Source organism: Mesorhizobium sp. M5C.F.Cr.IN.023.01.1.1, assembly GCF_003997585.1.
In the GTDB taxonomy this organism is placed as follows: Bacteria; Pseudomonadota; Alphaproteobacteria; order Rhizobiales; family Rhizobiaceae; genus Mesorhizobium; species Mesorhizobium wenxiniae.
The window spans coordinates 1-20,002 of sequence record NZ_RZSU01000041.1 but is presented as its reverse complement, the minus strand read 5'-3'; the positions used below and the strand labels follow the sequence as shown (position 1 = coordinate 20,002).

Here is a 20,002-nt window from a genome sequence, read left to right as displayed (position 1 = left end):
TCAGCGCTGCCTCACATGGGCCTCTCAGCCCACAGCCAACGTCGCTATCAGAGCGCGCGGACGGCCTCCAGCACCGCCGCGGCATGGCCTTTGACTCGTACGTTCCGCCATATTTTCGCAATCCGTCCGTCGCTGCCGATCAGGAATGTTGCGCGCTCTACGCCCATATAGCGGCGGCCATAGAGCTTCTTCTCGCCCCACAGATGATAGGCTTCGATCACCTTGCGCTCCTCGTCGGCGACGAGGTCGACGGTCAGATCGTATTTTGATTTGAATTTGTCGTGTTTTCGCACGCTGTCCGGCGACAGGCCGATGACGGCGGCGCCGAGCTTTTCGAACTCCGGCTTCAACTGCGAAAAGCCGATCGCCTCATTGGTACAGCCTGTGGTGTCGTCTTGCGGATAGAAGTAAAGCACGACCGGCTTTCCCACCAAAGACGCGAGGCTGAGGGAGCCGCCGCCGTCGCGGGGAAGGTCGAACTGCGGCGCAAGGTCGCCGAGGTCGAGATCAGCCATATCGATGCCCTTGTTTGAGGTTACGCGCGACGCCTCATCGATATATTGTCGCACCGGGATTCGTCCACGGTCGAGTTCGTTCAACGGAAAATTGTGTGGATCAGGAGCAGCCGCAGCACGAGAAGATCAGATTCAGGCGTGATGAGATCACCGACCTGGGTGCCTTCCCGTCCGCGTGCCGCGTACCGCCGCTCGGCCAGGCGTCGATCGGCCGCGGCGTTCGTATTCTTGCGCGGCTGTTTGCCGGCCTTGTGGTGCTTGTGCTGCTGGCCACCGCCGCTGTGTATGCGATCGGCATGTCCGGTTTCGGCGCCGAGCGGCTGCGGGCAGAAGCGGAAACGGCCATCGAGAAATTGGCCGGCGTCGATGTCGATGTTGCGGTCGGACCGGCCCGTCTCACGCTCGACGGATCGAGCTTCATCGCGCTGCAGGTCAGCGACGTCAGCCTCCAGACCGCCGACGGCAAACCGATGGCCGATGCTGGGCGTGTCCGCTTCGGCATAAGGCTGATACCGCTGCTTTCGGGCGAGGTGCGGCTTACCAGCGCCAGGATTTCCGATGCGCGCATCGTTATGGCGGCGCTGCCGTCGGGTGGCGACTGGACGGCGGCGCTGCGCAATGACGACGGCCTCATCGACCCGGAAAGACTGGCCGGCACGGTCTTTGCCAGCATCAACCACGCGCTCGATGCGGTGCGCGAGGATTCGATGCGCCGGATCGACCTCCGCAATATCGACCTCGTTCTGCCCGAGTCCGGGTCGGTCAAACTGGTCAGGATCACAGATGCCACCGTTGGGCAGTCGGGGCCGGGCGGCATGGAGTTTTCATCCGACGCGGAGGTCGACGGCAGGGCACTCACCATCGCCGCCTCAGCGACCCGCGATACGACGACGCGGCGCGTGACGGCGTTGGATGCCAGCGTCGATATAGCGGAGGTTAACGAGGCTGCGGCAGGTGGGACGCTGGGCGCAATTGCCTTGAAGCTGGCGGGATCGGAAGGATCCGGCGAAAATGCGTCGCGGCTGACGGCCTCGTTGTCGTTCGCCGGTTCCGTGCTCGATCTCGGCCCGCGTGGGATGCTTCCAGCCGACGTCGATCTCGCTGCGACGCTTGTCGCCGGCGCCAACAAGATCCAGGTGGACCGGCTGCAAGTGAGGACCGGTCGCTCGACATTCGATTTCGCCGGTTCGATCGGGCCGAAGCCGGCGACTGGAACAGTGGGCGAGGAGCCGTCCTATCGCTACGACCTGACCAGCGACGGCTCGACGCTGGCGCCTTCGGAATCGTCCGAACCTGCGCTCGATTTCATCGCCCGCATCGCCGGCGTCTACCAGACCAGGAGCCGCAAGCTCGTGGCCGAGCAGATCGGGATCAGGTCCGGAGCCGCCAGCGAGGCGCTGGGCACGGCTTCGGTCGAGTTCGTCGAGGGAAAGGTGCCAGGCATATCTGTCGCCTTCAACGTCCACGACATGCCGGTCTCGCATGTCAAGCAGTTGTGGCCCTGGTTTTCCGCGCGAAATGCTCGCCTGTGGGTGCTGGAGAACCTGTTCGGCGGCCGCGTCGTCGACGCGAGCCTGCAGTTCCAGGTCGTGCCCGGGCGCCTGGGCAACGGGATACCGCTTTCATCAGATGAAGTGTTCGGCCGTTTCCAGATCGAAGGATCGCGCTTCGATACGGCCGGTCACATTCCGCCGATACGCGATGCCGTCGGTGTTGTCGAATTCCACGGCAATGACGTCGACGTCGCTTTGTCCTCGGGCAACGTTTATATGGCCAGCGGCCGCACGGTGGCGGCAAGCAACGGCACGTTGAAGGTCAAGGCGGCGAACCGCCCGCCGGTGATCGGCGCGCTCGATATCGACGTCGCCGGGGAGGCGTCCGCAATCGCCGAGCTCGCCTCCTACGAGCCGATTGATGCCATGCGCCACGTCGGCCTGCTGCCGGACGAACTGTCCGGCACGGTGACCGGCCATGTCAAGGCGGACATTCCGCTGCAGGCCGGCGTCGACAGCTCGAAACTCGATTGGCTGGTGGCACTCGATTACAAAGACCTGTCGTTGAGCAAGCCGTTCGAGGATCAGACCGTAACCGACGCCGACGGTTCGATCACCGTCGAACCCGAGAAGGCCGTGATCGCCGCCAAGGCGCTGCTCAACGGCATTCCGGCCGAACTCGACCTGATCGAGCCGCTCAGGGATGGCGGACCACCACGCAGCCGGAAAGTGGCGCTGGTGCTCGACGACAAGATGCGTGCAGCCGCCATGCCTGGCCTGTCGGCGCTGCTTTCCGGAACCATCAAGGTTGCGATCGACAAGAGCGGCACGGGCAACCAGACCGTTTCGGCGGATCTGACTAATGCCAGGCTGGATATTCCCTGGGCAGGCTGGAGCAAGGGGCCCGGCATTCCAGCCAATGTCACATTTGCCATGGCCAAGTCCGGCGACACCACGACGCTGTCCGACTTCGACCTGAATGGAAAGACTTTTTCAATCGACGGCGGCGTGGTGCTGGTCAAAGGCGCGCTGTCCTCGGCGCGGTTCAGCAAGGTCACGTTGAACCGGGGAGACGACGTTGCCGTGTCGGTGAAACGATCGGGCAAGGGCTATGCAATCGACATCGCCGGGAACGCGCTGGACGCGCGCTCGCTGATCAAGCAATTCACGTCCGATGTCGACACCGCCACCAAGGCCACGGGTTCCGACGCGATTTCGGTGAGCGCCGATGTCAATTCCCTGACCGGTTTCCACAACGAGAGACTGTCGAACCTGAAGCTCGACTACAGCGCCGCCGGTTCCAGGGTGAACGGGCTCAAGGTGAGCGCCACGGCAAGTTCGGGTGCTGCCATAAGCATCAGCAATACGACCGGCGCGGGCAGGCGCGCCCTCAACGTGACGTCGGCCGATGCCGGCGCCATCCTGCGGTTCCTCAACATCTACGAGCATATGGAGGGCGGTTCGATCACGCTGGCGCTCGCCGGGGCAAGCGATGGGCCGATGAAGGGCCAGGTCGACTCGCACGACTTCTTCGTGGTCAACGAGCCGAAACTCGCCTCGCTCGTATCGACGACGCCGGCGGGCGACAGCCGCAGCCTCAACGAAGCTGTCAAAGCCAATATCGACACGTCGAGAGTGAAGTTCGAGCGCGGCTTTTCCGAGATCGAAAAGGGCGCCGGCTATCTGAAGCTGGCTAATGGCGTGCTGCGCGGCCCGCGTATCGGCACCACCTTCCAGGGCACGCTCTACGACCAGAACAACAATATGGACATGACCGGCACCTTCATGCCGGTCTATGGCCTCAACCGTATCTTCGGCGAACTGCCGCTGTTTGGCGCGCTGCTCGGCAATGGCCGCGATCGCGGCCTGATCGGCGTGACTTACCGGCTCAGGGGCGATGCAAACAAGCCGAAACTGGACGTCAATCCGCTGTCGGTGATCGCGCCCGGAATTTTCAGGTCGATTTTCGAGTATCGGTAAACCCAATTACTTCGAGCGACCGAGTATTGATCTTAAGCGGCCGCTCGTTCGCCCGGCCGAATTCACGCCCCTGATCAAAAGGCGATTCACGTCAGCCCGGGCGTAAATGGCCGCTTTGCGCCTATATCGGCCGTTGAGGTCAGCTTCGCCACCGCCTGAAAGCAGACCTTGCCGGGGACCACGCTGGAGGTCGCGGTTGCGCCATAGGCGGACCTCCCTCAACACGGAACTTAGGGCCGCTTTGTCTGCTGTAGCCGGACCTTCAATGGTGCGGGCATAAGCTCTGTGTGCGGCGGGTAGCTGCAAAGATCCTCGGCGATTCAAATCGGGACTAGCCCTTGCGAGCCGTCGGAGCTCCTTCCACCTCGGCAGGTCATTTCAGGTCGCGACAGCCTAACGCTGAACGCGCACGCAAGTGCAGTTCTCTCGGTGGCTGCTCTCCACAAGTCCCTATAGATTCCGCCGCGGGCGGGGATCGTTTCCGTGCGTGTATTGCGCATTCAGGCAGCGGGGACCCGGTGGTACGACCTGCTGTAGCGAGGGATATGTACAAGCCCCGCATTTCCTTGGCTCGTCGGGAGCGCAGATGAAGCTGGTGCAGGCGCTGACGCGCGGCCTCGAAGACGTCGCGCATGTCGATCCCTGGACGACATCCTTCAATTCGGGCACGACCCCGCTGACCCGTCTCCTCGATCTTGCGCGTGAAGTGGACTTCGCGGTCGGCCTTTCAGCAGCGTTCTCGGCTTGCGCCGAACCTCCATACTGCATGCGAGCGTTCGAAGCTTCCGACCGATCTCCTCGGATTGACGTGCGTACGATACGGCGAAGCGACAAACGCTGCCGAGATGAGGACCATCAACCAGAAGCTTCGAAAGGCGATCGAGAGCGTGGGCCGCGTCGCACCGCATTGAGGGCCTGTGGATCGCGCCGCCGGGTATTTTACGGCCCGTTCGGATTGGCCCGAGGGCGTGAAGGCGCGGACGTCCGGTGTCTATCTGCGCGCCGATCCGGCGGATTTGGCCATCCTGGACGGAAACGACGATCGCCAGTGCGCGGAGCTGATCGCAGAGCGGCTGGCGCGCTAAAAGTCGATCGCGAACGCCTGAAATCAGGCGTTCGGCACTCCTTCGCCCACCACGGGACAAGGCCACCAGCGGCCTTGCCGGTGCTTATGGGCGCTGTTCTCGCTAGCTGTCACGAACGGGCACTGGATCGGTCGGAGCGACGTTGTAGGATAACATCACACGATATCCCTTCTGCCAAAGACATCCAACACAGTTTATGACGCAGTAGAACTAATTTAGAGCATCGCTCGAAAAAGAGGTCGCCGGTTTTTCGAAAGCGATGCGCAACAAGAAGTTACAGCGGTGCGCGCGCACCGCTGTAGGCGCCGGATCAGATGACGAAAAAGTCGTCGGCCAGCAGCGTCGGCCTGTTCGTCAGCGTCGCGAGCTGTGTCACGCCGCCTGCGACGTTTCCGTTGGAATCGTAAAACAACGCACCCGTAACCTTGTCATAGATGATGTGGTCGTCGGCGTCGTGCGCGCTAGTTCCAGCGAAGAAGTACCTTGGCTCGAGGGCTCCGGTGGCTCCAAGCGCCTGCATTACCGAATTCTGGAGCCTGAATGTATCGGCCGTATGGTTGAAATCCGTGATGATGTCGCGGTTGGCCACTGAGAGCGGCGCGCTGAAAACGAAGGAATCGTTGCCGGCGCCACCAGTAAGCCGGTCAATACCCAGGCCGCCCGTTAGTGCATCGTTGCCACCCCGCCCAAGCACGGAATCATTGCCTCGGCCGCCGTCCAGTTTGTTGTCGCTGTCGTTGCCGTCGAGCACGTTGTCGAGGGAATTTCCCGTGGCTCCGACGTTGGCGTTTCCGGTCAGACGCAGATTTTCTATCAGTCTGCGATCGGCCGCCAGTGAGTACGTGACCAAACTGAAAATTTGGTCGAGGCCCGCTTCGTCGATGACGTTGTCCAGTACATTGTCCACATAATAGGTATCGTTGCCGGCACCGCCATTCAACAGGTCGGCCCCGGTCCCGCCATCGAGAAGGTCGGCGCCATCATAGCCCGCTAACCGGTCGCTACCCGCCCCGCCCCTTATGGTGTCGTTGCCGGCAAGGCCGTCCAGCGTGTTGTTCCCATTGTTCCCGGTCAGCTCATTGTCAGAAGAATTGCCGCGACCATTGATAGCGCCAAGGCCGATGAGAGTCAGATTTTCGACATAGCGTGGCAGTGAATAGGTGCTCGAGCTGAACACCCAATCGTTGCCCGCCGCATCGCCCTCGACCACGCGGTCGAGCGCATTGTCGACATAGTAGGTATCGTTGCCTGCGCCGCCCTCCATCTTGTCGATTCCGACCCCGCCGTCGAGCAAGTTGCTGCCAGCGTTGCCGACCAGCGTGTTGTCGAGTTCGTTACCCATCGCGTCGATGTCGGCAACGCCGGTGAGTGTGAGCTGCTCTATTTGCTGGCCGGACAGCGAATACGTCATCGAGGTGATGACCACATCGATGCCGGCGCCGTCAGCCTCGATGACTACGTCGAATGCGTTGTCGACGCGGTAGGTATCGTTGCCCAAACCGCCGGACATTTTGTCAGCACCACCCCCGCCGTCCAGAACGTCATCAAAATTGCCGCCGCTCAGGATATCCGCCGCATCCGTCCCGGTCAGGTGCTGCTCCATCACGTCCGGCGCGGCATAGGCGCGCACGTAGTCGACGACCATCTTGTACGTGCCGGACGCCCGCTCGACCTCAAGGGGATTCATGGCAAGCGAGACCACCATATAGAGCGGCGTGCGGAAAAAGTCGCTCATTGGAAAGCGGCTCAGCTCCTTGCCGTCATAGTACACGGTGATCCAGTCCGTCGTGATCCTCGCGCCGTAGGTGTGAAACGCCCCGTCGAACATCGAACCGGCAAGGCCCGTATAGTTGCTTTCCCAAGCGTGGCTTTCCTTATTGCTCAAGTGCACCGCCTGGTGATGACCATCTGGATCGCCCCCATACGCTTCAACGATGTCGACCTCGACGCGTGGCACAGTCTGATCGGGCGACAGCATCCAGAAAGCCGGCCAGGCTCCCGCCCCGCCGTGAAAGGCTGCGCGCATCTCGAAGTACCCGTACTCTTGCGCGAAACCCTGGCCGGCGCTGTTAACCGTTTGCATCGTTCCCGACTGCCAGACGCCGTCCACCTGCTTCATGGTAATGGTCAGCTTCCCGTCAGAGACGGAGAACGGATTCGTTGCCCCCACCGGCGACATGAACGTGGCGGCCCCATAGGGGGCATGCACAGGCGAGAACCACTTGCCGGTGCCGTTGTTCGGCACGACATCAAGCGTGTTGAACTCGTCAGAAAAGGAGAGCTTGAACCCCGAGAGGTTCAGCTCCGATCCTTTGTACTGTCCGGTCCAATCGCCAGGAAGATCAATCGCAGCCATTGATGGGCTCCTCGTTCTCGCAACATTTCGCGGTTGACCCCCCACCAAGATCTAATCGTCCATTGTTAACGGAAAGGTAATGGACACCGATTCCGCCGCAAATGGGGTCAGTGCGGTTATCCCCAACGCTTCGAGAAATTTGGGAGAAGTCGCAAATCGGTTGACGTAGCCGGCACACGATACTGCGAATCCTCCGATACCGTGACCCCGGGCTCGAACGTCGCCGCAATCAGCCGCTCCTTCTACCGCCCGCGACCAGCGCCGCCGGCGCTGCACCGAGTGATCACTTCCACGCGCGCAATCGTCATACGACTCCTCCCAGAATTATTCCCCGGACTTGCGATGTTCAACCTGAGGCGACAAGGCGGCCTTCACCGTAGGCTTACGTTGTAGGCCGGCGGAGGCGGCCTTCAGTCGGGGTTTCAAGAGGCTCACGGCGTCTCGCCAGCGGGGTGGCGCGACGGTCGGCGCAGATAGGATGGCCGAACGTCCGTTTTCGATTCGGACCTGCAATCTCGCCTCCGGACTGACCATTAGGGGTCAGCCAGAGACATCGGTCCCACCGAGCTGACTGTCCGCTACCGCTTTTTGGACGCCAGAAGCTGCCGGTCTGCTTCGGCCCATTGCGGTCATCACATAAATCGCACTCGATTGTACGCTTCTGGCGTTACCTGCTCGTTCCGATGAGACGATGGCAATATCCCACCCGTCTCGGCCAATCTCGGCAGCTGGTTGATCAAGTCTTACGGGGGCCATGATCCCGAACCGAAGGTCAGCGCCGCAAAAATGAAACCGGCCATCCGGGTTCTATCAGGAAAGTCAGGCTCTGGTCAGGCCGGCCGCACCAGAACGTGCTTTTTCTTGCCGAGCGACAGTTTTAGGACTTGTTCCGGGCCGAGATCCTGAAGCGTCACCACCCGACGGTCGTCTGATACCGACTGGTCGTTCAGCCGCACGGCGCCGCCCTGGATGTGTCGCCGCGCCTCGCCGTTGGACGCGGCAAGCCCGGCGGTCACGAACAGCGACAATATGCCGACGCCGCTTTCCAGATCGGCCTTGCCGACCTCGACGGTCGGCAGCGTTTCGGCCAGCGCGCCTTCTTCGAACGTCTTGCGCGCGGTTTCCTCGGCTTCTTCGGCTGCCTCGCGGCCGTGCACGATGGCCGTCGTTTCCGTGGCCAGGACCTTCTTGGCCTCGTTGATCTCGGAGCCGCCGAGCGCGGCGAGCCGCGCGATCTCGGTGAGCGGCAGGCGGGTGAAAATTTTCAGGAAGCGCGTGACGTCGGCGTCCTCGGTGTTGCGCCAGTACTGCCAGAAATCATAGGGCGAGTAGAGATCGCCGTTCAGCCAGACCGCGCCCTTGGCCGATTTGCCCATCTTGGCGCCTGACGACGTCGTCAGCAGCGGTGTGGTCAGGGCATAAAGCTGCGGCGTACCCATGCGGTGTCCGAGATCGACACCGTTGATAATATTGCCCCACTGGTCCGATCCGCCCATCTGCAGGCGGCAGCCATATCGCCGGCTGAGCTCGACGAAATCGTAGCCCTGCAGGATCATATAGTTGAATTCGAGGAACGACAGCGATTGTTCGCGCTCGAGCCTCAGCTTGACGCTGTCGAAGGTCAGCATGCGGTTGACCGAAAAATGCCGGCCGACATCGCGCAGGAATTCGACATAGTTGAGCTTCATCAGCCAGTCGGCATTGTTGACCATGATCGCGTCGTTTGGACCGTCGCCGAAACGCAGGATGCGGCCGAAGATGCGCTTGATGCCGTCGATGTTGGTGGCGATGGCCTCAGGCGTCAAAAGCTTGCGCTGGTCGTCGCGGAAGGACGGATCGCCGATCATCGAGGTGCCGCCGCCCATCAGCGCGATCGGCCGGTGGCCGGTCTCCTGCAGCCAGTAAAGCATGGTCGCGGAAATCAGATTGCCGATATGCAGGCTGGTCGCCGTGGCGTCGTAACCGACATAGGCGGTCACCGTTTCCTTGGCGAAAAGCTGGTCGAGGCCGGCATCATCCGAAATCTGGTGGATGAAACCGCGCTCGCTCATAATGCGCAGGAAATCGGATTTGAAGGCGGACATTTTTTCTTTCCCGAAAGCGCCCAACCGAAGCGGATCGGGCGTGGTATGCGTGAACGCGGGCGTTTAGCATCCAAGCGCGGTCAGCAAAAGGGGAATCCGGTTTTGCGTCCGGTCGCGTTTTACATGACCGGTTCGGTGCGCACGCAATCACGGGGTCGTGAAACGGCGCAAGCTCGCCTTCCGGCTGCATCCTTGCTTCATCGTTTGGGCTGGCGTAATGAGGCGCCGCGCCAGCGGGTTCTTGCCGCACCTGACCCGCTGGAACGGCACCACACGGCATCGAATCGAATGCCAATACCCTGTGACAGAGCCCGACGCGAAATGCCGGAGATATCCATCGTCATTCCTTGCCGGAACGAGGCGGCGAACCTGCCGCTTCTGCTTGATGAGATCGGGGCGGCGATGGCCGGGCGCGACTTCGAGGTGATCGTCGTCAATGATGGTTCGACCGACGAGACCAGCTCGGTGCTAGCCGCCCAGGCAGTGCTTCGCCCGTTTCCGCTTCGCCACCTCCGGCATGAGCAATCCGCCGGCCAGTCTTTCTCTGTGCGTTCGGGCGCATGGGCGGCCCGCGGCGATATCGTCGCCACGATCGACGGCGACGGCCAGAACGATCCCAAATACATTCCGGTGCTGGTCGATGCGCTGCGGCAGGCCGGTTCCGGTTTCGGTGTTGCGCAAGGGCAGCGCCTGAAGCGTCGTGACAGCAAGATCAAGCAACTGGCGTCCCGTTTTGCCAACTGGCTGAGAAAGGCCGTCCTGCATGACGAGACGCGCGACACGGGCTGCGGCCTGAAGGCGATCCATACCGACATCCTCAGGAAATTGCCGTTCTTCGATGGCACGCACCGCTTTGTCCCGGCCCTCGTCATCCAGGAGGGGTATCGCGTCGTGCATTGCGACGTCGTCGACCGCTCTCGCCGTCACGGCAGGTCCAATTACGGAATTTTCGATCGTGGCCTGCAAGGGGTGCTTGATCTCGCCGGTGTCTGGTGGCTGCGCCGCCGGCGCCGCAGAATGCCAAAAACAGAGGAAATCCGGCGTGCCTAACGTGCTTCAAGAACTGGCGACCTGGCTTCACGACGTCTTCGTCAAGCAGTTCGATACGTGGATCCTGCTCGGCTTTGTCGCCCAGTTCTTTTTCAGCATGCGCTTTGTCGTGCAGTGGGTCGCATCGGAAAAAGCCAAGCGCAGCGTCGTGCCGATCGCTTTCTGGTTCTTTTCGCTGTTCGGCGGCAGCCTGCTGCTGATCTACGCCATCCAGCGGCAGGATCCGGTGTTCATCGCCGGCCAGGCCCTGGGCCTGTTCATCTACATCCGCAACCTGTGGCTGATCGCCAACGAGCGCAAGGCGGCGATGACGAAGGTCGATTGAGCGACCTGCCTCTCAGCGCGACGTGGCGCAAGCCGGTAAGGTCGACACCGATGCCTTCCTGGCCGCAGCAAATCCCTGGGATTCCCCGGGCTGCGACCTTGCACAAGCTCGGTGCTACCTGTCGTCCAGTCCGCCGTAGGATCGTACAAGCCGGACCATGTCGGGCGAGTTCGAGCCCTCGCTCTCGAGTCCCTCGGCGACACCGCTACGGTCGGCTATGGGCCGGTTCTGGCTGACCTTCCACTTGCCTTGCATGTCCGTGATCTCGATTTCCAGCCCGACAATGCCCTTGATCTGCGACTGGATGAAGCTGGCTGGTGCGTCGGTCACCGCCCAAGGTGCTTCGCGAGCGGCTTCCTGTGATATCGTCAGATCGGAAATCTGCTGGGCCAGCCAGTCCTGGTCCTCGATCACTCTAACTGCACCGCGCACCTGGACAATGGCGTAGTTCCAGGTCGGCACGACCTTCCCGGTTTCGCGCTTGGTCTCGTACCAGGACGGCGTCACATAGGCATCGGTACCCTGGAAGACGACCAGCACGGGCGCTGCCGTGCTGTCGGCCAGCAGGCGCCATTGCGGATTGGCTCTCGCCAGGTGGGCGCGCAGCCTGCCGTTCGGTGGCACTTCGGCGTCGAGCAGGAACGGAATCGCGTTTGCGACCGGTCCCTCGACTCCATTTGAAATCAGCAGGCCAAGCGGATGCGCCCGGATCAGCCCGTGCAGGACGTCCTGTCGCGTTTCCTGGAAATGCGGGGGCTGGTACATCGCTGTTCGCCGCCTATCTCAACCGTTTCGGCCGCGGGTCGGACAACTCGCCGGCCAGCCGGCGATCGAGATAGTCCGCGCATTCCTGGAGCAGGAGGTCCGCGTCATTGGAGAAGAAATGGTTGGCCCCGGGCAAGGTCTTCTGGGTGATGGTGATGCCCTTTTGTGTGTGCAATTTGTCGACCAACCCCTGCACGTCCTTTGGCGGCGCGACCTTGTCGGCGTCGCCATGGATGATGAGGCCGGACGACGGGCAGGGCGCCAGGAACGAGAAATCATAGGTGTTGGGCTGCGGCGCGATCGAGATGAAGCCTTCGATCTCCGGCCGGCGCATCAGAAGCTGCATGCCGATCCAGGAGCCGAACGAATAGCCGGCGACCCAGCAGCTCTTGGAATCAGGATGCAGCGACTGCACCCAGTCAAGTGCCGCGGCCGCATCCGACAATTCGCCGGTGCCGTGGTCGAATTCGCCCTGGCTGCGGCCGATGCCGCGGAAATTGAAGCGAAGCGTGGTGAAATCCCGCTTCTGGAACATGTAGAAGAGGTCGTAGACGATCTTGTTGTTCATCGTGCCGCCGAACTGGGGGTGCGGGTGCAGGATGATGGCAATCGGCGCGCTCTTTTCCTTGGAAGGCTGGTAGCGACCCTCCAGGCGGCCGGCCGGACCGGCGAAAATGACCTCAGGCATAAAATACTCCACATGGCATATGAATGCGCGGCGCCCGGAACAACTCTTCCTCTGGCCCCCAGTCTTCCCAGGCCTTGACGCAGGGCGAGCGTCTTTCTAGAAGCTAGTTTAGAATTGTTCAAAACTGGGTGGCCAAAACGTCATGGTTTGGCCATCCGCGCCGCAAGTCGCGTAAATAGGACGGCTTGCCTTGCAATTTCAAGGAAATAACGCGCTATCCTCGCGGAATGGCTCTTGAAGGGACCGATCGAAACGAAAATGGCCGGAAGACGCGCCTATCTCGACTACAATGCCAGTGCGCCGCTGCTTGCCGCGGCGCGCACGGCTATGATTGCCGCGCTCGATACTGCCGCCAACCCGTCATCGGTCCATGCCGAGGGTCGCGCCGCACGGCGGCTGATCGAGAATGCAAGGCGCGATGTGGCGACGCTGGTCAACGCCAGCGCCGAGCATGTCGTGTTCACCTCCGGTGCGACGGAAGCCGCCTCGACGCTGCTGACGCCGGATTGGCAGATGGGGCGCGGCACTATCCGCATGAGCCGGCTCTATGTGTGCGAAGCCGATCATCCTTGTGTGCTGAATGGCGGGCGCTTTCCGGCAGCCCAGGTGACACGCATCGGCGTCGACACCGACGGCATTGTCAGGCTGGACGCGTTGACGGCGGCACTTGGACGTCATGACAAGGCAGACGGCCTGCCGTTGGTGGCGATCCATGCCGCCAACAACGAGACCGGCGTCATCCAGCCGGTCGAAAGCATCGCCGAAATCGTCAAGGCGGCGGGTGGCATTCTGATCGTCGACGCCGTGCAGGCTGCCGGTCGCATTCCGCTCGATATGTCAGCGGGTTACGCCGACTACCTGATTCTGTCTTCGCACAAGATCGGCGGTCCCAACGGCGTTGGCGCCATCATCGCCGCCTCGGACCTGATGATGCCAAGACCCTTGATCGTCGGCGGCGGCCAGGAAAAGGCTCATCGTGGCGGCACCGAAAATCTGGCCGCGATCGCCGGTTTTGGCGCGGCAGCGCGGGAAGCCCTGATCGGGATGAAGAGCATCGATGCGGTCGGTCGCCTCCGCGACGAGATCGAGGCCATCGTGAAAACGCTGGTGCCGGATGCGGAAATCTTCGGAACCGGCGCGCCGAGGCTTGCCAATACGACATTCTTCGCTATTGCGGGTATCAAGGCCGAGACGGCGCAGATCGCCTTCGACCTCGCCGGCGTGGCGCTGTCGGCCGGTTCCGCCTGTTCGTCGGGCAAGGTTGGCCCGAGCCATGTCCTGAAAGCCATGGGGCACAGTGACAGCCTTGGCGCTTTGCGCGTGTCCATCGGCCACGCAACGAGTGCCGAGGATGTCGAGCTGTTCCGCATGGCACTGTCAGGTATCGCCTCGCGGCAAGCCGGTAAGGAAGCGGCGGGCAGGGAAAAAGCTGCCTGAGTGCGGCAGAATGATGCAGGCCTTCCGGCCTGGTAGAGCCGTGCGTTTCATGATGGCCGGGTGAATTTCCGGCAGGGACGCACTATATGGAACTTACGCCGCCCTGGTTGCCCGTGGGCACTCGTTTCGCGGTGCCATAGTTTGAAAACTGCCGGGCCTTGACCCCGGCGTGGATGGAGAACGCATATGCCTGCTGTGCAGGACACGATCGATCGGGTCCGAAAGATCGACGTCGACCAGTATAAATACGGATTCCAGACCGAAATCGCGATGGACAAGGCCCCAAAGGGCCTGAGCGAAGACATCATCCGCTTCATTTCGGCGAAGAAGGACGAGCCGTCCTGGATGCTGGAATGGCGTCTGGAAGCCTATCGGCGCTGGGTTACGCTGGACGAGCCGAAGTGGGCGCGCGTCCACTATCCGAAGATCGATTTCCAGGATCTCTACTACTATGCGGCGCCGAAGAGCACGCCGGGACCGACATCGCTGAGCGACGTCGATCCTGAGCTCTTGAGGGTCTACGAAAAGCTCGGTATCCCGCTGAAGGAACAGGAAATCCTCGCCGGCGTGCAGAAGACCGACGCGTCGGAACTCGAGGAACCCAGCGGCAATGTCTACAAGTCGGGCCGCGTCGCCGTCGACGCCGTGTTCGATTCGGTGTCCGTCGTCACCACCTTCAAGAAAGAGCTGGCGCAGGCCGGTGTCATTTTCTGTTCGATCTCGGAAGCGATCCGCGAGCACCCGGAACTGGTGAAGAAATATCTCGGTTCGGTCGTGCCGACCTCCGACAATTTCTACGCCACGCTGAATTCGGCGGTGTTCACCGACGGCTCCTTCGTCTTCGTGCCCAAGGGGGTGCGCTGCCCGATGGAACTGTCGACCTATTTCCGCATGAACGAGAAGAACACCGGCCAGTTCGAGCGCACGCTGATCATCGCCGAGGAGGGCGCTTACGTCTCCTATCTCGAAGGCTGCACGGCGCCGCAGCGCGACGAGAACCAACTGCATGCCGCCGTGGTCGAGCTGATCGCGCTCGATGATGCCGAAATCAAATATTCGACGGTGCAGAACTGGTACCCCGGCGACGCCGAGGGCAAGGGCGGCATCTACAATTTCGTCACCAAACGCGGCGACTGCCGTGGCCATCGTTCGAAGATATCGTGGACGCAGGTCGAGACCGGCTCGGCCATCACCTGGAAATATCCGAGCTGCATCCTGCGCGGCGATGATTCCAGCGGCGAGTTCTATTCGATCGCCGTGTCAAACGGCTACCAGCAGGTCGATAGCGGCACCAAGATGATTCATCTCGGCAAGAACACGTCGAGCCGCATCATCTCCAAGGGCATCGCCGCCGGCCTTTCGCAGAACACCTATCGCGGACAGGTTTCGGCGCACCGCAAGGCGACCAACGCCCGCAACTTCACCAACTGTGACTCGCTGCTGATCGGCGATCAATGCGGCGCGCACACTGTGCCCTACATGGAAGCCAAGAACGCGACGGCACAGTTCGAGCACGAAGCGACCACCTCGAAGATCTCCGAGGACCAGAAGTTCTACGTCATGCAGCGCGGCATTCCGGAAGAGGAAGCGATCGCGCTGATCGTCAACGGCTTCGTCAAGGACGTGATCCAGCAACTGCCGATGGAGTTCGCCGTCGAGGCGCAGAAGCTGATCGGGATTAGCCTTGAGGGGAGCGTAGGGTGACTGACGGTGAGGAAGACGACGGTCCGCCGTTAGTTGCACGCGTTCTCCAGTTTGACAGGAACTCAGGTGAACTGCCGGACGACTATCGGGACAGCCTTGATCAAGGGGCTTGCGGAGAACTGGCGAAGTCGCTTGGGAGCTACCTTCAAAGCTTTGCCTCAGAAAGCAAGGTCTTGGCCGATGTTGAGGTCGAAGGGAATCGAATTAGCGTCGGGCGCGATGATGGCACGGAGCTGATGATCGCAATCTACGGTCCTGAGATTTTTGAAATCACCAGGTGGCCGAATCCCGCCGACGCCGTCGAGGACGGAAGTATGCGATTTGACTTCGCACCTGAACTTGAAAGCGAAGTCGCCGTTACCCTAGCCCGGCGATATGTAGTTAACGGAACGATAGAGCAAGAGAATGCTTGAGATCAAAAACCTGCATGCCCGCATCGTCGATGACGGCACCGAAATCATCCGCGGCCTGAACCTGACGGTGCAAGCCGGAGAGGTGGCAGCCATCATGGGGCCGAACGGCTCGGGCAAGTCGACGCTGTCCTATATTCTCGCCGGCCGCGAGGACTATGAGGTCACCGAAGGCGACATCCTTTACAACGGCCAGTCGATCCTCGAAATGGATCCGGCCGAGCGTGCCACATCAGGCATTTTTCTCGCATTCCAGTATCCGATGGAGATACCGGGTGTGGCGACGATGGAATTCCTGAAAGTGGCGATGAACGAGCAGCGCAAGGCGCGCGGCGAGGAGCCGCTGAAGATCCCGGAATTCCTGAAGCGCGTTAAAGACGCCGCCGCCTTGCTCGATATGGACATGGCGATGCTGAAGCGGCCGCTCAATGTCGGCTTTTCGGGCGGCGAGAAGAAGCGCGCCGAGATATTGCAGATGAAGCTTTTGGAGCCGAAGCTGTGCGTGCTCGACGAGACCGATTCAGGCCTCGATATCGACGCGCTGAAGATCGTCTCGGAAGGCGTCAATGCGCTGCGCGCGCCAGACCGCGCCATCGTCATCATCACCCATTACCAGCGCCTGCTTCAGTACATCGTGCCGGATAGCGTGCACGTGCTCTACAGAGGTCAGGTGGTCAAGTCCGGCGACAAGTCGCTGGCGCTAGATCTCGAAGCCAATGGCTATGCCGGCGTGATCGGCCAAGCCGCGTGAGATGCCAGAAGGCCCGGAAGGCAAGCCAAACAAGGCGAAACTGATGAATATACACACGACACCCCAGCGAACGCCCGCCGAAACGGCGCTGATCGACGCCTTCAGCGACCGGCTGTCGCTGCTGCCCGGCGACGGCACGGTGATGCTGAAGCGCGACGACGCCATCGAGGCGATCAAGAGCGGCCTGCCGACGCGGCGCATCGAATCCTGGCACTACACCGACCTGCGCCGCCTGCTGGCTTCGGTGCCGGACTTCGATCCCGCGGCCGCCGCCAAGGCGATCGCACCGATCGTCGAAGGCTCTGCCGTTCTGCCAGTGCTGAACGGCGTCTCGAGCACGAAGCTGCCGACGGTTGATGGCGTTGCGGTGCAGCGCCTGTCGGAGAAGCTGACCGACGGCAGCGCAGCACCTGGGCTCGACCTCTATGGCGCCGACGATGCGATCGGCGCGCTGAACACCGCTTTCGTCGCCGACGGTTATTTCGTCGACATCGCCGACCGCACCGAACTGGACAAGCCGATCGAACTGCAGAACCTGCAGGCCGGCGGCCAGACGCATGTTCGCCTGGCCGTCCGCGTCGGCGCCGGCGCCAAGGCTGTTATCGTCGAGCGCCAGGCGGGCGAGGGCGCCGCACTGGTCAGCTCGGTCAGCCAGCTTCTGCTTGACGAGGGCGCCGACGTGACGTGGCTGATCGTGCAGGAGCAGCCGGATACGGCCACGCATCTTGCCCAGTTCAAAGCGCATCTCGGCAAGGATTCCAAACTGACGCTGTTCGTAATGAATGCCGGCGGCAGACTGGTGCGCCAGGAGGTCGTGGTCAAGACGACAGGCGAAGGCGCCGATTTCACGCTGCGCGGCATCAACCTGCTTGCCGGTGAAACGCATACGGACGTGACCATGGTGCTCGACCATGCCGTGCCGCACACGGCTTCGACGGAAGTGATCCGCAACGTGGTGACGGGAAGAGCGCGCGGCGTCTTCCAGGGGCGCATCAACGTCCACCAATACGCGCAGAAGACCAACGCCAAGATGGCCTGCAACACGCTGCTTCTGTCGGATGACGGCGAGTTCTCCACCAAGCCTGAGCTCGAAATCTTCGCCGACGACGTCGTCTGCGGCCATGGCGCGACCGTCACCGAGATCGACCATAGCCATCTGTTCTACCTGATGGCGCGCGGCATAGACGAAAAGTCGGCCCGCGGCCTGTTGGTGAAGGCGTTCGTCGCCGAAGTCATCGAGGAACTGGACGACGAGGCTATTGTCGAGGCGCTGGAAGCGCGGCTCGACGGCTGGTTCGCGACGCACGGCTAGCGCCTTCCCTTCTCCCCTTGTGGGAGAAGGTGGATCGGCGCGTAGCGCCGAGACGGATGAGGGGTCTTGGACGGAATGAGGCGATGAAGTTGTAATGGACCAGAAAGTCGAAAACATTCCCTACGACGTCGAGGCGGTCCGCCGCGACTTTCCGATCCTGTCGCGGGAAGTTTACGGCAAGCCACTGGTCTATCTCGACAATGGCGCCTCAGCGCAGAAACCGCAGGCCGTGCTCGATGCTATCCAGCACGCTTATTCCCAAGAATACGCCAACGTCCATCGCGGGCTGCATTTCCTGTCGAATGCCGCGACCGACGCCTATGAGAAGGCGCGTGAGACGGTACGCCGTTTCCTAAATGCGCCGAGCACCGACAACATCGTCTTCACCTCGAACACGACCGCGGCGATCAACACCGTCGCCTACGGCTTCGGCATGCCCAATATCGGCGAGGGCGACGAAATAGTCCTTTCGATCATGGAGCACCATTCCAACATCGTGCCGTGGCATTTCATCCGCGAGCGGCAGGGCGCCAGGCTGGTCTGGGTACCGGTCGACGATCTCGGCGTCTTCCATATCGAGGAGTTCGAGAAGCGGCTGACCGACCGCACAAAACTGGTTGCCATCACGCACATGTCGAACGCGCTGGGTACGGTGACGCCGATCAAGGAGATCGTCCGCATCGCGCATGCGAGAAACATTCCGGTGCTGGTCGATGGCAGCCAAAGCGCCGTGCATATGCCGATCGACGTCCAGGATCTCGACTGCGATTTCTTCGTCTTCACCGGCCACAAGGTCTACGGTCCCTCAGGCATCGGCGTGCTCTACGGCAAGAAGGACATGTTGGAGCGCATGCGCCCATTCATGGGCGGCGGCGAGATGATCGAGGAGGTGACGCAAGACATCGTCACCTACAACGATCCGCCGCACCGTTTCGAGGCCGGCACGCCGCCGATCGTGCAGGCGATCGGGCTCGGTGCCGCGCTCGAATATATGGAAAAGATCGGACGCGAGCGCATTGCCGCCCACGAGGCCGATCTGAAGAATTATGCCCATGAGCGGCTGCGCGCCATTAACTCGCTGCGCATCTTCGGCGACGCACCTGATAAGGGCGCCATCATTTCCTTCGAGCTGCAGGGCATTCATGCCCACGACGTGTCGATGTTGATCGATAGGCAAGGCGTTGCCGTCCGCGCCGGCACCCATTGCGCCCAGCCGCTGTTGAAACGCTTCGGCGTAACATCCACATGCAGGGCGTCGTTCGGCATGTATAATACCAGGGCCGAAGTCGACGCTTTGGCCGATGCGCTGGAAAAAGCGCGAAAGTTCTTCGGGTGACGATCATGGATGATGCAGGCCGCACCGCTGAGACCACTTCGGAAACGGCTGCCAACGGTCTGGTTTCCGCCTCGGCCATTCCCGCCGACGAGCTGTCGCGGCTGACCGACGACATCGTCTCGGCGCTGAAAACGGTCTACGACCCGGAAATACCGGCAGACATCTACGAGCTTGGTCTGATCTACAAGATCGATATCGAGGACGACCGCTCGGTCAAGATCGACATGACGCTGACCGCGCCCGGCTGCCCGGTGGCCGGCGAAATGCCCGGCTGGGTGGAAAATGCCGTCGGCGCCGTGGAAGGCGTTTCCGGCGTCGAGGTCACCATGACCTTCGATCCGCCCTGGTCGCCCGACCGCATGTCGGAAGAGGCGCAGGTCGCGGTGGGCTGGTATTAGCACCGGATGTGACAAAGATTGGCGCACTTGCGCCAGGCAGAGAATTTCACCATTTTAGGTGAGGAATCATTCGGCAGGCCTTGAACCTGCACGCAATGGAGAAAGAAAAGATGGGACGCTTCGCCGTCATCACGATGACCGAAAAGGCTGCCGACCGGGTGCGCGAGATCGTTGCGACCCGCGAGAATGCGCATGGCATTCGCCTTGGCATCAAAAAGGGCGGCTGCGCCGGCATGGAATATACGGTCGATCTGGTGACCGAGCCCAACACCAAGGATGACCATATCGAGCGCGACGGCGCCCACGTTTATGT

Annotated in this window: 17 protein-coding genes; 12 read left to right on the top strand and 5 right to left on the bottom strand. The window is 61.5% G+C overall.

The genetic code is table 11. From position 1 onward, the window contains the following. Nucleotides 1-47: 47 nt before the first annotated feature. The gene (locus tag EOA78_RS17855; RefSeq protein ID WP_127316269.1) at nt 48-515 is read right to left on the bottom strand and encodes a peroxiredoxin; all 468 of its coding nucleotides are present in this window, start codon (nt 513-515) and stop codon (nt 48-50) included. 95 nt (nt 516-610) lie between these two features. Between EOA78_RS17855 and EOA78_RS17850 the strand changes: the two genes are divergently transcribed. Next, nucleotides 611-3,988, top strand: a complete 3,378-nt coding sequence (locus EOA78_RS17850; RefSeq protein ID WP_127316268.1) for a DUF3971 domain-containing protein — start codon at nt 611-613, stop codon at nt 3,986-3,988. Nucleotides 3,989-4,905: 917 nt separating this feature from the next. Then, the gene (locus EOA78_RS37085) at nt 4,906-5,073 is read left to right on the top strand and encodes a hypothetical protein (RefSeq protein WP_245477564.1); all 168 of its coding nucleotides are present in this window, start codon (nt 4,906-4,908) and stop codon (nt 5,071-5,073) included. A 310-nt stretch (nt 5,074-5,383) separates the two neighbouring features. Here the strand turns inward: EOA78_RS37085 and EOA78_RS17840 are convergent, their stop codons facing one another. Beyond that, a complete protein-coding gene (locus tag EOA78_RS17840) occupies nt 5,384-7,429 on the bottom strand; it encodes a family 16 glycosylhydrolase (RefSeq protein ID WP_127316267.1) in 2,046 nt (681 codons plus the stop codon). A gap of 830 nt (nt 7,430-8,259) precedes the next feature. Beyond that, entirely contained in the window at nt 8,260-9,513 is a 1,254-nt protein-coding gene (gene tyrS / locus EOA78_RS17835) for a tyrosine--tRNA ligase (protein ID WP_127316266.1), read from the bottom strand. 321 nt (nt 9,514-9,834) lie between these two features. On the opposite strand from tyrS, the gene EOA78_RS17830 reads away from it, so the two are divergent. Beyond that, on the top strand, nt 9,835-10,563 hold the full coding sequence (locus EOA78_RS17830; protein WP_127316265.1) for a glycosyltransferase family 2 protein: 729 nt from the start codon (nt 9,835-9,837) through the stop codon (nt 10,561-10,563). After that, complete coding sequence (locus tag EOA78_RS17825; RefSeq protein WP_127212256.1) at nt 10,556-10,888, top strand: lipid-A-disaccharide synthase N-terminal domain-containing protein; 333 nt, start codon at nt 10,556-10,558, stop codon at nt 10,886-10,888. The genes EOA78_RS17830 and EOA78_RS17825 overlap by 8 nt, the downstream gene beginning before the upstream one ends. 114 nt (nt 10,889-11,002) lie before the next feature. Here EOA78_RS17825 and EOA78_RS17820 read toward each other — a convergent pair whose 3' ends face one another. Continuing rightward, nucleotides 11,003-11,653: an FMN-binding negative transcriptional regulator gene (locus EOA78_RS17820; protein WP_127316264.1), complete on the bottom strand. Its 651-nt coding sequence runs from the start codon at nt 11,651-11,653 to the stop codon at nt 11,003-11,005. 13 nt (nt 11,654-11,666) lie between these two features. Then, entirely contained in the window at nt 11,667-12,341 is a 675-nt protein-coding gene (locus tag EOA78_RS17815; protein ID WP_127316263.1) for an alpha/beta hydrolase, read from the bottom strand. Between the two features lie 258 nt (nt 12,342-12,599). On the opposite strand from EOA78_RS17815, the gene EOA78_RS17810 reads away from it, so the two are divergent. The 8 genes from EOA78_RS17810 to EOA78_RS17775 form a co-directional block, all read left to right on the top strand. Next, nucleotides 12,600-13,778 carry a cysteine desulfurase family protein gene (locus tag EOA78_RS17810; protein WP_127316262.1) on the top strand — a complete coding sequence of 393 codons (1,179 nt, stop codon included), beginning with the start codon at nt 12,600-12,602 and terminating at the stop codon, nt 13,776-13,778. 186 nt (nt 13,779-13,964) lie between these two features. After that, nucleotides 13,965-15,482: a Fe-S cluster assembly protein SufB gene (sufB, locus tag EOA78_RS17805; RefSeq protein ID WP_127316261.1), complete on the top strand. Its 1,518-nt coding sequence runs from the start codon at nt 13,965-13,967 to the stop codon at nt 15,480-15,482. After that, the gene (locus EOA78_RS17800) at nt 15,479-15,895 is read left to right on the top strand and encodes a hypothetical protein (RefSeq protein WP_127316260.1); all 417 of its coding nucleotides are present in this window, start codon (nt 15,479-15,481) and stop codon (nt 15,893-15,895) included. The genes sufB and EOA78_RS17800 overlap by 4 nt, the downstream gene beginning before the upstream one ends. Next, the gene (gene sufC, locus EOA78_RS17795; protein ID WP_127316259.1) at nt 15,888-16,643 is read left to right on the top strand and encodes a Fe-S cluster assembly ATPase SufC; all 756 of its coding nucleotides are present in this window, start codon (nt 15,888-15,890) and stop codon (nt 16,641-16,643) included. The genes EOA78_RS17800 and sufC overlap by 8 nt, the downstream gene beginning before the upstream one ends. Before the next feature lie 43 nt (nt 16,644-16,686). Continuing rightward, nucleotides 16,687-17,955 carry a Fe-S cluster assembly protein SufD gene (sufD, locus tag EOA78_RS17790; protein WP_127316258.1) on the top strand — a complete coding sequence of 423 codons (1,269 nt, stop codon included), beginning with the start codon at nt 16,687-16,689 and terminating at the stop codon, nt 17,953-17,955. Between the two features lie 94 nt (nt 17,956-18,049). After that, nucleotides 18,050-19,291 carry a cysteine desulfurase gene (locus EOA78_RS17785; protein ID WP_127316257.1) on the top strand — a complete coding sequence of 414 codons (1,242 nt, stop codon included), beginning with the start codon at nt 18,050-18,052 and terminating at the stop codon, nt 19,289-19,291. Between the two features lie 5 nt (nt 19,292-19,296). Beyond that, nucleotides 19,297-19,689, top strand: a complete 393-nt coding sequence (locus EOA78_RS17780; protein ID WP_127316256.1) for an SUF system Fe-S cluster assembly protein — start codon at nt 19,297-19,299, stop codon at nt 19,687-19,689. Between the two features lie 110 nt (nt 19,690-19,799). Further along, nucleotides 19,800-20,002, top strand: a 203-nt coding sequence (locus EOA78_RS17775) for an iron-sulfur cluster biosynthesis family protein (protein ID WP_245477562.1), incomplete at its 3' end; no start/stop codon positions are given.